This is a genomic window from Caldicoprobacter guelmensis (assembly GCF_016908415.1).
Taxonomy (GTDB): domain Bacteria; phylum Bacillota; class Clostridia; order Caldicoprobacterales; family Caldicoprobacteraceae; genus Caldicoprobacter; species Caldicoprobacter guelmensis.
Genome location: NZ_JAFBDW010000014.1, coordinates 1 through 14,857 on the forward strand (window position 1 = coordinate 1; position 14,857 = coordinate 14,857).

General features: G+C 46.7%; 15 protein-coding genes and 1 other annotated feature. All 15 genes read left to right on the forward strand.

Going from position 1 to position 14,857, the window contains the following annotated elements:
- Nucleotides 1–93: EF-Tu C-terminal domain-related protein (locus JOD02_RS11220; RefSeq protein WP_449240102.1), on the forward strand; the 93-nt coding region annotated here is incomplete at its 5' end.
- Between the two features lie 204 nt (nucleotides 94–297).
- Nucleotides 298–447, forward strand: a complete 150-nt coding sequence (gene rpmG / locus JOD02_RS11225; RefSeq protein ID WP_204489596.1) for a 50S ribosomal protein L33 — start codon at nucleotides 298–300, stop codon at nucleotides 445–447.
- Between the two features lie 29 nt (nucleotides 448–476).
- Entirely contained in the window at nucleotides 477–704 is a 228-nt protein-coding gene (gene secE / locus JOD02_RS11230) for a preprotein translocase subunit SecE (protein ID WP_204489598.1), read from the forward strand.
- Nucleotides 705–745: 41 nt separating this feature from the next.
- Nucleotides 746–1,270 (forward strand): transcription termination/antitermination protein NusG, encoded by a 525-nt coding sequence (gene nusG, locus JOD02_RS11235; protein WP_204489600.1) that lies wholly within the window; start codon nucleotides 746–748, stop codon nucleotides 1,268–1,270.
- Nucleotides 1,271–1,283: 13 nt separating this feature from the next.
- Nucleotides 1,284–1,709, forward strand: a complete 426-nt coding sequence (gene rplK / locus JOD02_RS11240; protein WP_204489601.1) for a 50S ribosomal protein L11 — start codon at nucleotides 1,284–1,286, stop codon at nucleotides 1,707–1,709.
- A 54-nt stretch (nucleotides 1,710–1,763) separates the two neighbouring features.
- Nucleotides 1,764–2,453, forward strand: coding sequence for a 50S ribosomal protein L1 (rplA, locus tag JOD02_RS11245; protein WP_204489603.1), 690 nt, complete (start codon nucleotides 1,764–1,766; stop codon nucleotides 2,451–2,453).
- A gap of 28 nt (nucleotides 2,454–2,481) precedes the next feature.
- Nucleotides 2,482–2,619: a sequence feature (ribosomal protein L10 leader region), on the forward strand.
- Nucleotides 2,620–2,652: 33 nt separating this feature from the next.
- Nucleotides 2,653–3,174 carry a 50S ribosomal protein L10 gene (gene rplJ, locus JOD02_RS11250; RefSeq protein WP_204489604.1) on the forward strand — a complete coding sequence of 174 codons (522 nt, stop codon included), beginning with the start codon at nucleotides 2,653–2,655 and terminating at the stop codon, nucleotides 3,172–3,174.
- Between the two features lie 53 nt (nucleotides 3,175–3,227).
- Nucleotides 3,228–3,608, forward strand: a complete 381-nt coding sequence (gene rplL / locus JOD02_RS11255) for a 50S ribosomal protein L7/L12 (RefSeq protein ID WP_204489606.1) — start codon at nucleotides 3,228–3,230, stop codon at nucleotides 3,606–3,608.
- A gap of 367 nt (nucleotides 3,609–3,975) precedes the next feature.
- The gene (rpoB, locus tag JOD02_RS11260) at nucleotides 3,976–7,692 is read left to right on the forward strand and encodes a DNA-directed RNA polymerase subunit beta (RefSeq protein WP_204489608.1); all 3,717 of its coding nucleotides are present in this window, start codon (nucleotides 3,976–3,978) and stop codon (nucleotides 7,690–7,692) included.
- 20 nt (nucleotides 7,693–7,712) lie between these two features.
- Nucleotides 7,713–11,279 (forward strand): DNA-directed RNA polymerase subunit beta', encoded by a 3,567-nt coding sequence (gene rpoC / locus JOD02_RS11265; RefSeq protein WP_204489609.1) that lies wholly within the window; start codon nucleotides 7,713–7,715, stop codon nucleotides 11,277–11,279.
- Complete coding sequence (locus JOD02_RS11270) at nucleotides 11,236–11,424, forward strand: hypothetical protein (protein WP_204489611.1); 189 nt, start codon at nucleotides 11,236–11,238, stop codon at nucleotides 11,422–11,424. Before rpoC ends, JOD02_RS11270 begins: the two co-directional genes overlap by 44 nt.
- Before the next feature lie 32 nt (nucleotides 11,425–11,456).
- Complete coding sequence (locus JOD02_RS11275) at nucleotides 11,457–11,723, forward strand: ribosomal L7Ae/L30e/S12e/Gadd45 family protein (protein ID WP_204489613.1); 267 nt, start codon at nucleotides 11,457–11,459, stop codon at nucleotides 11,721–11,723.
- Nucleotides 11,724–11,727: 4 nt separating this feature from the next.
- Complete coding sequence (gene rpsL / locus JOD02_RS11280) at nucleotides 11,728–12,102, forward strand: 30S ribosomal protein S12 (protein WP_204489614.1); 375 nt, start codon at nucleotides 11,728–11,730, stop codon at nucleotides 12,100–12,102.
- Between the two features lie 43 nt (nucleotides 12,103–12,145).
- On the forward strand, nucleotides 12,146–12,616 hold the full coding sequence (gene rpsG, locus JOD02_RS11285) for a 30S ribosomal protein S7 (RefSeq protein WP_204489616.1): 471 nt from the start codon (nucleotides 12,146–12,148) through the stop codon (nucleotides 12,614–12,616).
- 69 nt (nucleotides 12,617–12,685) lie between these two features.
- Nucleotides 12,686–14,749: an elongation factor G gene (gene fusA / locus JOD02_RS11290; RefSeq protein ID WP_204489618.1), complete on the forward strand. Its 2,064-nt coding sequence runs from the start codon at nucleotides 12,686–12,688 to the stop codon at nucleotides 14,747–14,749.
- Nucleotides 14,750–14,857 lie beyond the last annotated feature (108 nt).

Below are 14,857 nucleotides of genomic sequence, written 5' to 3' on the forward strand. Positions count from 1 at the left end.
ACGCCCATAGCGATAGAGGAAGGGTTGAGGTTTGCTATAAGGGAAGGTGGCAGGACGGTAGGCGCTGGTGCCGTAACCAAAATCATCGAATGATGGCGTGGCTTTATAGTATGGCGGATAAAAGCGCAGGTGATTGCCTGCGCTTTTATTGTGAGTTATAATGAGAAAGCTTTGATTTGATATCAAAAATCTTGAAAACTCATTGACAAGAATTGAACTTGTATGCTAAATTAGAATAGTATTAATTTGCAATGTAGAAACAAACGAGTTAATATAGATTGAAGAGAGGTGTAGGGGATGCGAGTGAATATTACGCTGGCTTGTACGGAATGTAAGCAGCGGAACTACAATACTACTAAGAATAAGAAGAATGACCCCGATAGGCTAGAGCTGAGAAAATATTGTAAATTTTGTAAAAAACATACTCTTCACAGGGAAACGAGATGATTAAGAAAAAATTTGAGGGTGTGAAGATGATGACAAAGAGTGCCCAGGGCAAAGCCGAAACAAAGGTATCTGCCAGAAGGAAAAAAATCGTTAAATATTTTCGAGATGTCGTTTCAGAAGTAAGAAAAGTATCTTGGCCCGACCGCAAGGAGTTGGTTAATGCTACTGTTGCAGCCATAATTTTCATTGTGATTTTTGCAATAGTAGTGGGGATAGTGGACCTTATCCTAGGCCAGCTCCTTAAGTTGATTACCTGATGTAGGGGAGGGGGCCAAATTAAAAGGGAGGCCCTTTGCGTATGAGCGAAAAAGAGCAAGCAAAATGGTATGTGGTTCACACTTATTCGGGGTATGAAAACAAGGTAAAGGCCAATATTGAAAAGATGGTAGAAAGTCGCGGAATGCAGGATTTGATCCTGGAAGTAAAAGTTCCTACCGAAGAGCAGATTGAGTTCAAAAACGGCAAAAAGAAAGTGGTCAGCAAAAAGATATTTCCAGGATATGTATTGGTCAAGATGATTATGACCGATGAATCGTGGCACCTTGTCCGCAATACCAGAGGTGTGACGGGATTTGTAGGCCCTGGTTCGAAGCCCATACCTCTTACTCCAGAAGAGGTACGCATGATGGGAGTTGAAGATGTGCCCATCAAGTTAGATATAGAGGTGGGCGATAATGTGCGCGTTACTTCAGGGCCGCTGGAGAATTTCATTGGGGTTGTGGAAGAGATTTATCCCGATAAACAAAAGGTGAGAGTATTGATTTCGATGTTTGGCAGGGAAACCCCCCTAGAATTGCGATACAATCAGATACAGAAGATTTAAGGAGGTGTAAAGGATGGCCAAGAAAGTAGTAGCTATGGTAAAGCTCCAGATTCCTGCTGGGAAAGCCACTCCTGCTCCGCCAGTTGGGCCTGCGTTGGGACAGCATGGAGTTAATATAATGGCGTTTTGTAAGGAGTTTAACGAAAGAACTGCCAAACAGGCAGGGTTGATTATACCGGTTGTTATCACTGTGTATCAGGATAGATCTTTTACATTTATTACTAAGACGCCTCCGGCGGCTGTTCTCTTGAAGAGGGCTGCTGGGATTGAAAAGGGTTCCGCTGCTCCTAACCGTGAAAAGGTGGGCAGAGTGACAAAACAGCAGATTAGAGAAATTGCTGAGCTCAAAATGCCCGACTTAAATACTACAAGCCTAGAAGCAGCCATGAGCATGATTGCAGGGACGGCTCGTAGTATGGGTATAATTGTGGAAGATTGATAAAAATTGTGGGAGGAAATTTTTTTCCGCTTAACACCACAAGGAGGTTAGAACATGAAGCGAGGGAAGAGATATCAAGAACTGTTAAAGTTGGTTGATCGTACCAAACTGTACGACCCAGAAGAAGCGGTAAGGCTGGTAAAGCAGACCGCTAATGCAAAGTTTGATGAAACCGTTGAAGTAGCTGTTAGGTTAGGAGTTGATCCGCGACATGCTGATCAACAGGTACGTGGCACAGTAGTATTGCCAAATGGCACTGGTAAGACCGTGAAGGTGCTGGTATTTGCCAAGGGGGATAAGGCGAGAGAGGCCGAAGAGGCTGGTGCTGATTATGTAGGCGCTGAGGAGTTGGTGACGCGCATACAAAACGAGGGTTGGCTGGACTTTGATGTATGTGTTGCTACGCCCGATATGATGGCCGTGGTAGGTAGATTGGGTCGAATCTTAGGTCCTCGAGGGTTGATGCCCAATCCCAAAGCTGGTACAGTGACCATGGAGGTAGGAAAGGCTGTAAGGGATATCAAAGCTGGTAAGGTAGAATATCGTGTGGATAAAGCAGGTATTGTGCATGTGCCTATTGGGAAAGCGTCATTTGAAGAAAATAAATTGCTTGAAAATTTACGGGCTTTGATAGAGGCTATTGTTAGGGCTAAGCCTGCAGCAGCCAAGGGCACTTACCTGAAAAGCATAGTGTTATCCAGCACTATGGGTCCAGGGATTAAAGTAAACCCAGCAAAGTTTTAATTGAGGCTGCCAAGCCAAAGAGAGTTCAAAATTAACGTGTGGCTTACCGCAGACAGTAGGTGCTTTAAGCTTAAATGTGTTTTACACAGCCTACCGAGGTAAGGTAAAGGGACAGATTGCAGTGCCCTCTTACTGTTTTGCGGTAAGAGGGTTTTTTAATTTTTTGTTTACCTTCGCTTTGAAGGAGGTGAGAGAGAAAATGCCGGTCCGTGAAGAAAAAGTTCAAATAGTAGCTGAGATTAAAGAAAGGTTAGCCAATTCAAGCAGCGCTATATTGGTGGACTACAAAGGCCTGACGGTTGAGGAGGTAAATCAGCTACGAAAAAAGTTTCGTGAAGCGGGGGTAATCTACAAGGTATACAAGAATACTTTGATAGAGATTGCGGCGCGGGAGTTGGGTTTAGAAGGTTTAATACCCCATTTGGAAGGCCCTACAGCTATAGCCTTTGGTGTGAAGGATCCAGTAGCTCCGGCTAAGATCCTAATGGACACCATGAAAGAGCTCAATAAAATGGAATTCAAGGTCGGAGTGGTAGAGGGAAGAGTGATCGATGTAGAGGGCATTAAAGCATTGGCCACGCTCCCATCCAGGGAAGAGCTTATTGCAAAAATGCTTGGCAGCTTGAATGCTCCCATTGCCAATTTGGTGGGAGTACTCAGTGGCCCAATCAGAGCGCTGGTATATGCTTTAAATGCTATAAAGGCACAGAAGGAAGCTTAAAAAATGCAATTGCTTGAAATTTAAGGAACATTAAAAAAAGGAGGTAGTTTGGTATGGATAAAAATCAACTGATAGAAGCTATTAAGAACATGACGGTTTTAGAATTGGCAGAGCTGGTAAAGGCTTTGGAGGAAGAGTTTGGTGTAAGTGCTGCCGCTCCAGTAGCTGTTGCACCGATAGCTGGCGCGCCTGGTGCTGCCGCTGCTCCAGCTGAAGAGGAAAAAACAGAGTTTGATGTCATCCTGGCTGATGTTGGGCCAGAGAAGATCAAGGTCATTAAAGTTGTACGCGAACTTACTGGACTGGGTCTGAAAGAAGCCAAGGATTTGGTTGAAAGTGCACCTAAGCCAGTCAAGGAAGGCGTTAGCAAACAGGAAGCTGAGGCAGCCAAAGCCAAGCTTGAAGAAGTGGGCGCAAAAGTTCAGATTAAGTGATAGGGCAGCATGATGAAAAATAAAAAAGGGACTCACAAAGAGTCCCTTTTTTATGTGCATTTTTAAAATTTTTCCCGTTGACATATACACAAAATTGTGGTAACATTAAAAATTGCATTAGCAGGCAGGAATGGCGTAGTCTATTTGTTTTTTTTCTTCTGTGTTTATATTTTACACCGAATAGGGTATAAATTTCAAGGGAATAATTTATAATAAGGCAAATGCAGGTTCACGGTTTGTAAAACCAAAGGGGGACCTTTTTGTCATTTTTTGTTTTTAATTTTCGGTTGTTTATAAGAGTAATAACTAAGCCACTATGAAGAGGCATACATTGTCAATGCTTAATAAATTTAAGGGGTGAAAATTGATGGTGCGTCCAGTACAAGTAGGAAACAGGATAAGGATGAGCTATTCTCGAATTGATGAAGTACTTGATATCCCGAACTTAATCGAGGTTCAAAGGAATTCATATGAGTGGTTTTTAAAAGAAGGTTTAAAAGAGGTGTTTGAGGAAGTTTCGCCTATTACCGATTATACGGGGAATCTTATACTGGAGTTCGTAGATTACAGGTTAGAGAACAATCCCAAATATTCGGTGCAGGAATGTAAAGATAGGGATATGAATTATGCTGCTCCCTTAAAGGTCCGCGTTCGCCTTATTAACAGGGAGACCGGCGAAGTCAAGGAGCAAGAAGTTTTTATGGGGGACTTTCCGCTAATGACCGAGCGGGGTACGTTTATAATCAACGGAGCCGAGCGCGTGGTTGTAAGCCAGCTTGTGCGGTCGCCAGGAGTGTACTATTCTGAACAAACAGACAAAAACGGCAAAAAGATGTATTCAGCGACAATTATACCCAATCGTGGCGCATGGCTTGAGTATGAGACCGATGCTAGTGACGTTATATATGTGCGTGTGGATCGTACTCGTAAGTTGCCGGTAACCATTCTTTTGCGGGCCGTGGGATATGGTACCGACAGTCAGCTGAAAGAAGCGGTTGGTGAGGATGAACGGATTCTGAATACTTTAGAGAAGGACAATACCAAGACAGAAGAAGAGGCATTAATTGAGATATATAAGCGTTTAAGGCCGGGGGAGCCGCCTACCGTTGAAAGTGCTAGGCAGCTTTTGACTTCGTTGTTTTTTGATCCCAAGAGGTATGACCTGGCGCGGGTAGGGCGCTATAAAATAAATAAGAAGCTGGCTTTGAGCGCTAGGATAAATGGACGCATATGCGCTCGAGATGTAGTGGACCCTTCAACGGGAGAGATATTGGCTGAAGCGGGAGAAAGGATTACGCGCGAGAAAGCCGAGATGATACAGAATGCCGGCGTCAATGAGGTAGAGATATTGCTAGACGATGAAAAGGTTGTCAAGATAGTGGGCAACCATTTCGTGGATGCAAAGCATTATTTGAGCTTTGATCCCCAGGAGGTCGGCATCAACGAGAAGGTATACTATCCCGTTTTGAAGGAAATCCTCGATCAGGGTTTGAGCGAGCGCGAGCTTAAAGAAGTACTAAGGGCAAACTTAAACAGGCTTATTCCAAAGTGCATTATAGCAGATGATATTGTGGCTTCTGTTAATTATATTATGCATTTATTTGACGGCATAGGACACGTTGATGATATAGATCATTTGGGTAACAGGCGTGTACGAGCTGTGGGAGAACTGCTGCAGAACCAGTTTAGGATTGGCCTGTCGCGCATGGAGAGAGTGATTAAAGAGAGGATGACCATACAAGATGTAGAGACAGTCACGCCTCAAGCCCTTATCAATATTCGTCCTGTAGTGGCAGCAATTAAAGAATTTTTTGGGAGCAGTCAACTCTCTCAATTTATGGATCAGACCAATCCATTAGCTGAACTGACTCACAAAAGAAGGGTAAGTGCTCTAGGCCCCGGTGGCTTAAGCAGGGAGCGAGCTGGCTTTGAAGTAAGAGACGTACATCATTCCCATTATGGTCGAATTTGCCCTATAGAGACTCCTGAAGGGCCTAATATCGGTCTAATAAACTCCCTTAGCGTTTATGCGCGTATCAATGAATATGGGTTTATTGAGTCCCCTTATAGGAAGGTTGATCAGAAGAATAAGAGGGTGACTGATGAGATAGTTTACTTAACTGCTGACGAAGAAGACGAGTATGTGATTGCTCAAGCTAACGAAAAGCTTGATGAAAATGGGTATTTTGCCAATGAGCGCGTTATGGCCAGGTATAGGGACAAGATATACGAGGTTCCCAGGGAACAGGTGGAACTCATGGACGTGTCACCCAAACAGGTCGTGTCTGTAGCGGCATCTCTTATTCCGTTCCTTGAAAACGATGACGCCAATCGCGCTCTTATGGGTTCAAACATGCAGCGCCAGGCTGTTCCACTAATACGCACCGAAGCGCCTATAATCGGAACTGGAATGGAATACAGGGCGGCCAAAGATTCGGGAGTAGTCGTGGTGGCAAAAGAGGCCGGAGTGGTCAAGAAGGTTTCGGCCGATCGCATTGTGATTAAAGAAGACACCGGCAAAGAACAGGTATATGAGCTTATAAAGTTTGCTCGATCCAACCAGGGGACGTGTATAAATCAACGTCCGATTGTAGATGTAGGGCAGCGAGTCGAAAAAGGACAGGTCATAGCCGATGGGCCTTCTACTGACAATGGTGAGCTGGCATTGGGGAAGAATGTATTGGTCGGCTTTATGCCATGGGAAGGTTACAACTACGAGGATGCCATACTGATCAGCGAGAAGCTGGTTAAAGAAGACGTGTATACCTCTATCCATATAGAAGAGTACGAAGTTGAAGCTCGTGATACCAAGCTAGGCCCCGAAGAAATAACCAGGGAGATTCCCAACGTGGGTGAAGACGCCCTCAAAGATTTGGATGAAAGAGGTATTATAAGGGTGGGCGCCGAAGTACGTGCAGGCGACATTTTAGTAGGGAAGGTTACTCCTAAGGGCGAGACCGAGCTTACTGCTGAAGAAAGGTTGCTTAGAGCCATATTCGGAGAAAAAGCCCGTGAAGTTAGGGATACTTCTTTGAGGGTTCCCCACGGGGAAGGCGGTATTGTGGTGGACGTAAAGGTGTTTAGCCGAGAAAACGGAGATGAGCTGGCGCCAGGCGTTAACCAAATGGTGAGGGTATATGTAGCGCAAAAGCGCAAGATATCTGTGGGTGATAAGATGGCCGGGCGCCATGGCAACAAGGGCGTCATCTCACGGATATTGCCCGAGGAAGATATGCCCTTCTTACCCGATGGTACTCCTTTGGAGATAGTTCTTAATCCTCTAGGCGTTCCGTCTCGTATGAATATTGGACAGGTATTGGAGACGCACTTGGGCCTGGCGGCCAAAGCACTAGGGTGGCATGTGGCTACGCCGGTTTTCGATGGCGCCAATGAAGATGATATAATGGATGCCCTTGAGAAGGCTGGTTTCAGCAGGGATGGCAAGGTTATTCTTTATGATGGCCGTACCGGTGAACCGTTTGAGAACCGCGTTACGGTGGGGTATATGTACATGATGAAGCTGGTACACTTGGTTGACGATAAGATTCATGCTCGTTCCACAGGGCCTTATTCTCTGGTTACTCAGCAGCCCTTGGGTGGTAAAGCGCAATTTGGTGGCCAGAGGTTTGGCGAAATGGAAGTCTGGGCTTTGGAAGCTTATGGCGCTGCCCATACCTTACAGGAGATGCTGACGGTAAAATCCGACGATGTGGTAGGGCGCGTCAAGACATATGAGGCTATTGTGAAAGGCGAGAATATCCCAGAGCCAGGTGTTCCCGAGTCATTCAAGGTGCTTATCAAGGAGCTGCAAAGCTTGGGGTTAGACGTGAAGGTGCTATCAGAAGAAAAAGAAGAGATAGATATCAAAGAGACCGTAGACGATGACATAGAGGAATTGGGTGTAAATATAGAAGGGCGAGAGAAGGATGAGATAGCGGAAGAGCAGGTAGAAGAGAAAGAATTTGAAGATGAGGAATTGGATAGCTTTGACTTGGATGAAATTGTGGACATACCTGGTTTAGAAGACTTGGATGATTTTGATGATTTAAAAGATATGGATGATGATGAAGAACAAGAATATTAAAGAAGGGAGCGGGAACTGCGGTGGAACTCAATTACTTTGACTCTATACAAATAGGATTAGCTTCCCCTGATAAAATTCGTGAGTGGTCTCGGGGCGAGGTCAAAAAGCCCGAGACCATAAACTACCGGACTTTAAAGCCCGAAAAAGACGGCTTGTTTTGTGAAAGGATTTTTGGGCCTACCAAGGACTGGGAGTGTCATTGCGGAAAATACAAAAGGGTTCGTTACAAGGGGATCATATGCGATCGTTGTGGGGTAGAAGTTACCAAAGCCAAGGTTCGCCGCGAACGCATGGGACATATTGAGCTGGCCGCCCCAGTATCCCACATATGGTACTTCAAAGGTGTCCCCAGCCGTATGGGTTTGTTGCTTGACATGTCTCCTCGTGCTCTGGAAAAGGTGCTGTATTTTGCTGCTTATGTGGTGATAGATCCGGGCGATACCCCTCTTGTTAAAAAGCAGCTTTTGACTGAGCGAGAGTACCGTGAATATCAGGAAACATACGGTAATAGGTTCCGGGCCGGAATGGGAGCAGAGGCCATAAAGGAGTTATTACAGGAGATTGACCTGGATGCGCTGTCCAAAGAGTTGCGGGAGGAACTAAAGACGGCTACCGGACAAAAGCGGATACGCATTATCAAGAGGCTGGAAGTGGTAGAGGCTTTTAGGAAGTCAGGCAACAGGCCGGAATGGATGATATTGGATGTAATACCCGTCATTCCGCCCGAGCTTCGCCCCATGGTGCAATTGGATGGTGGACGTTTTGCCACTTCTGACCTGAATGACCTCTACAGGCGCGTGATTAACCGAAACAACCGGCTGAAGAGGTTGTTAGAACTTGGGGCTCCAGACATCATTGTGCGAAATGAGAAGAGGATGCTACAGGAAGCGGTTGATGCTCTTATAGATAACGGGAGAAGGGGACGTCCAGTTACAGGGCCAGGTAATAGGCCGCTTAAGTCCTTGAGTGACTTGCTTAAGGGTAAACAAGGGCGGTTCCGTCAGAACTTGCTTGGAAAGCGCGTGGACTATTCTGGACGGTCTGTAATCGTCGTAGGACCTGAACTTAAGATGTATCAATGTGGCCTTCCAAAAGAGATGGCATTGGAGCTGTTTAAGCCCTTTGTCATGAAAAGGCTGGTTGAAAAGGGTTTGGCCCATAACATAAAGAGCGCCAAGCGCATGGTGGAGCGCGTAAAGCCCGAAGTATGGGATGTGCTGGAGGAGGTCATAAAAGAGCATCCCGTGCTTTTGAACCGCGCGCCTACGCTGCACCGTCTGGGAATCCAGGCCTTTGAACCCGTTTTAGTGGAGGGGCGCGCCATTAAGATTCATCCGCTGGTGTGTACAGCCTACAACGCCGACTTTGATGGAGACCAGATGGCGGTACACGTTCCGTTATCGGTAGAGGCTCAGGCTGAAGCGCGCTTTTTGATGCTGTCCATTCATAACATGCTCAAGCCGTCGGATGGTCGACCTGTAGTATGCCCCACGCAGGATATGGTTATAGGGTGTTATTATCTTACTATTGAACGTGAAGGCGAGAAAGGCGAAGGAAGGGTGTTCACAGGGCCTGATGAAGTTATAATGGCATATCAGACGGGACAAGTGGGGCTGCATGCTCGCGTTAAGATGAGGGTTACGCGGGAGATAAATGGCGAGAGGGTATCTAGGCTGATAGATGTAACGCCTGGCAGGGTCATATTCAACGAGGCCATCCCGCAGGATTTGGGATTTAAGGATAGAAATAATCCCGATGAGGCCTTTGACCTGGAGGTCAATACCCTGGTAGATAAGAAGATGTTGGAGAAAATAATTGACAGGTGTTATCGTAAGTACGGCAACACCGAAACCGCCATCGTATTGGATAAGATAAAGGCGTTGGGCTTCCATTATGCTACAAAAGGCGCTATTACGATAGGCGTATCAGATATTGTGGTGCCCGAAGAGAAACAGGAACTGCTCAAGCAGGCTGACGAAGCGGTTGCGCAGGTTGAAAGGCAATACCGCCGTGGTCTTATCTCAGATGAGGAGAGGTATAACAGGATTATATCAATATGGAATGAGACCACCGATAAGGTTACCCAGGCCCTTTTGGCTGCCATGGATCCGTTTAACCACCTTTACATGATGGCTAATTCTGGTGCACGCGGTAGCATTAACCAGATTAGGCAGCTTGCCGGAATGCGCGGGCTTATGGCTAATCCGGCTGGCGTGATCATAGAGGTGCCCATACGTTCTAACTTCCGCGAGGGCTTAACGGTACTTGAATTCTTTATATCCACCCATGGCGCCAGAAAGGGATTGGCTGATACTGCATTGCGTACGGCTGACTCGGGTTACCTTACCAGGCGCTTGGTAGACGTCAGCCAGGACGTCATCGTACGGGAAGAGGACTGTTTTGCCAGGTTGGGAGAAGAGGTAAAAGGCTTTGAGGTGACCGAGATAAGGGAAGGCAACGAAATCATAGAACCATTATTTGACAGGATTTTAGGGCGCTATGCTGCAGAGAATGTCATTGACCCCAATACAGGAGAGGTTATAGTACGCATCAATGAGCTCATAGACCACGAAAAGGCCGAACGGATTATAAAAGCTGGTATTCAAAAGGTGTGCATACGCAGCGTGTTTACCTGCCGTACCGAGTATGGAGTATGTGCTAAATGCTATGGTATCGATTTAGCTACCGGACACCCAGTGCACGTAGGAGAAGCGGTAGGTATAATTGCTGCTCAGTCCATTGGTGAACCTGGTACTCAGCTGACTATGAGAACATTCCATACTGGAGGTGTGGCCGGAGAGGATATCACCCAAGGTCTGCCGCGCGTTGAGGAGCTGTTTGAGGCGCGCAAGCCCAAAGGTCTGGCAGTAATATCCGAGATTTCAGGGATCGTAAAGATAAATGATACCAAGAAGAAGAGGGAGCTCATTGTAACATCGCCTGATGGTGAGACCAAGGTCTATACCGTGCCCTATGGTGCGCGAATAAAGGTGGAAGATGGTCAGCAGATTGAAGCAGGGGATGAGCTCACCGAAGGTTCTGTTAACCCACATGATATATTGAAGATAAAGGGTGTAAAGGGTGTACAGGCATATCTCTTGCAGGAGGTTCAGAAGGTTTATCGTTACCAAGGTGTAGATATAAATGATAAGCACATCGAGATAATCATCAGGCAGATGCTACGCAAGGTGAGGGTAGAGGATCCGGGCGATAGTGATATGTTGCCTGGTGGGCTGGTAGACATATTCGAGTTCGAAAGGGAAAACGAGAGGATTGTACAGCAGGGTGGACAACCCGCTGTGGCCAAGAGGGTGCTTCTTGGCATCACAAAGGCGTCGCTGGCCACTGATTCCTTCCTGTCAGCTGCTTCCTTCCAGGAGACCACGCGTGTGCTGACAGATGCGGCGGTAAAGGGCAAGATTGATCCTCTCATGGGACTTAAAGAGAACGTTATCATTGGTAAGCTAATTCCGGCTGGTACTGGCATGAGCAGATATCGCGATATTGAGGTGCGCACCGAGGAAGAGCTTAAAGGTCAGGAGGATGAAGGACAAAAGGTCAAAGAGGCAGCTACTGCCTCGGTATGATTTGATGTACAGCAAGGTGCGGTTTGATGTTTCTGCTGATGTCGGGTCAAATCCCGATGTCAGCAGAAGTTATATTTTTTTGCTTTCAAATGTGTTGACAGGGTTATTTAAGGATGATAAAATACTGCAGTGTGTTGTCTTTTAGAATTTCAGTGTGCATGAAAGATGGGGGTAGCCATGTTAGAGGATTTAAAAAATGCGTCGGCTAAGACTGTAGGAACAAAGCAGACGCTGAAGGCTATCAATGCCGGTAAAGCGGTAAGAGTTTATTTAGCCAGGGATGTGGATGAGTATATTAGTGAAAGGATAAAAAGAGAATGCGAGAAGAATAATATTCCTATCTTTTATGTGGATTCAATGAAGGAATTGGGTAGGATTTGTGGCATTGACGTAGGGGCTGCCACAGCTGCTATTTTGAGAGAGGCCGATCGAAAGGAGGTGTAGGGGAATGCCGACAATCAATCAATTGGTTCGCAAAGGGAGAGAGAAACGTGAATACAAGTCTTCCGCACCGGCTTTGAAGGGATGTCCCCAGAAGAGAGGTGTATGTATTGCGGTTAAGACAACCACTCCTAAGAAGCCTAATTCTGCCCTTCGAAAGATTGCAAGAGTCCGCCTCGTAAATGGCGTGGAGGTTACTGCATACATTCCAGGGATTGGACATAACTTACAGGAGCACTCAGTGGTTCTGATTCGTGGGGGCAGGGTGAAGGACTTACCCGGTGTACGTTACCATATTATACGTGGCGCTTTGGATGCCGCTGGTGTAGCTAACCGTAAGCAAGGAAGATCCAAGTATGGCGCTAAGAAGCCCAAGAAGTAATGGGATGCTAAAACCGATTGAAGTTTGTTAAGGAGGGAATATAATGCCGAGAAAAGGACCAGTTCCTAAACGGGAAGTGCTCCCTGATCCCATTTATGGAAGCAAGCTGGTAACCAAGCTCATAAACAAGGTCATGCGCGATGGGAAAAAGTCTCTTGCTCAGAGAATTTGTTATGGGGCTTTTGAACTTATAAGGGAAAAAACCGGTAGGGACCCCATGGAGGTTTTCGAACAGGCACTCAACAATGTGATGCCTGTATTGGAAGTAAGACCCCGTAGGGTGGGTGGTGCCACATACCAGGTGCCAGTAGAGGTTAACCCTGACAGAAGACAGGCGCTGGGTTTGCGCTGGTTGGTTGAATATGCCAGAGAGCGCGGGGAAAGGACTATGGTAGAAAGGCTTGCTGCCGAGATTATAGATGCGGCAAATAATACCGGCGGTGCTGTAAAGAAGAAGGAAGATACTCATAGAATGGCGGAAGCCAACAAAGCCTTTGCACACTACAGGTGGTAAAGAATATGTGGTTGTACCCTATGCTGAACCGCGAGGAATGCTGGCTTTAAGATGGGAGGAGGTGTTGTAATGCCTAGGGTACCAATAGAGAGAGTAAGAAATATAGGTATAATGGCGCATATCGATGCTGGTAAGACGACTACTACCGAGCGTATCCTGTTCTATAGCGGCAAAATACACAAGATTGGTGAAGTCCATGAAGGGGCTGCTACCATGGACTGGATGGTACAGGAACAGGAACGCGGTATTACTATAACGTCTGCAGCTACTACTGTCAGCTGGAAGGATCACTTTATCAACATCATTGACACGCCAGGGCACGTGGACTTTACAGTAGAGGTTGAGCGTTCGCTGCGCGTCCTCGATGGTTCAGTAGCGGTATTTTGCGCAAAGGGAGGGGTAGAGCCCCAATCTGAGACTGTTTGGCGCCAGGCCAATAAGTATAAAGTTCCGCGTATAGCTTACGTCAATAAAATGGATATAGTAGGTGCCGACTTTTTCAACGTTGTAAAGATGATTCGCGAGAGATTGGGGGCCAATCCGGTTCCGATCCAGCTTCCTATTGGGCAAGAGGCCGACTTCAGAGGGATGATCGACCTCGTTAAAAACAAGGCCATATATTATCTTGATGAGTTGGGAACTCAGAGCGAAGAAAAGGAGATACCTGACGAGTTAAAGGACCTTGCTCAGGAATACAGGACAAAGCTTTTAGAGGTTGTTGCAGAGCAAGATGATGAGCTTATGATGAAATACCTGGAAGGCGAGGAGCTTACAATAGATGAGATCAAGGCGGCGCTTAGAAAGGCTACCATTTCTTTCAAGATAGTACCTGTGCTTTGCGGTTCATCTTACAGGAATAAAGGGGTACAGCCCTTGATGGATGCCATTGTGGATTATCTGCCTTCACCCCTTGACCTCCCACCAGTAGTAGGTACCTCACCGGATACGGGTGAAGAAATTGTAAGGCATCCGTCTGATGATGAGCCTTTAAGCGCTTTGGCATTTAAGGTAATGGCTGATCCGTATGTAGGAAAGCTGGTGTACGTGCGCGTCTACTCGGGAGTGTTGAGGTCGGGTACCTATGTATACAACACCACTAAAGGAACAAAAGAGAGGATTGGCCGAGTTTTACGCATGCACGCCAATCAGCGTGAAGAAATCTCAGAGGCCTATGCGGGCGATATCGTGGCTGTGGTGGGTTTGAAGAATACCATAACGGGTCATACCCTGTGCGATGAGAATAACCCAATAGTGCTGGAATCCATGGTGTTCCCCGAGCCAGTTATACAGGTCGCGATCGAGCCCAAGACAAAGGCGGGTCAGGAGAAGCTGTCAGTTGCACTTCAAAGGCTGGCGGAAGAGGACCCGACCTTCAGGACATATGTGGACCAGGAAACAGGTCAGACCATCATTGCGGGGATGGGTGAGCTACACCTTGAAATTATTGTAGACCGCTTGGTTAGGGAGTTTAAGGTAGAGGCCAACGTGGGTAAGCCTCAGGTTGCTTATCGCGAGACCATCAAAAAGCCTGTCAAGGCCGAGGGGCGCTTTATCAGGCAGACCGGTGGTCGCGGTCAGTACGGGCATGTGTGGCTTGAGGTTGAGCCGCTTGAGCCGGGCAAGGGATTTGAGTTTGTCAACAAGATCGTTGGTGGCGTAATTCCGAAAGAATATATTCCGGCAGTTGAAAGCGGTGTCCGCGAAGCCATGGAAAGCGGCGTACTGGCAGGTTATCCAGTAATAGATGTGAGGGTTACCGTCTTTGACGGTTCGTACCACGAAGTGGACTCTTCGGAGATGGCCTTTAAGATAGCGGCTTCTATGGCGTTTAAGGATGCCATGCAAAAAGCCGACCCTGTACTCCTGGAACCCATCATGAAGGTTGAGGTAACCGTTCCAGAAGAGTATATGGGTGATGTAATAGGCGATATTTCATCAAGGCGGGGGAGGATTGAAGGCACGGAGCTGCGCGGCAATACACAAGTCATAAGGGCTTATGTGCCGCTGGCTGAGATGTTTGGCTATGCCACTGACCTTCGTTCAAAGACTCAGGGACGAGGTAGCTACGTAATGCAGATGTCCCACTATGAAGAGGTTCCAAAGAACCTGCTTGAGAAGATTATAAAGAAGTGAATTTAAAAATTTGAAGGAGGAGGAAAGTTAAAGATGGCGAAGGCGAAGTTTGAGAGGACGAAACCGCATGTGAATGTAGGTACGATAGGGCACGTAGACCATGGTAAG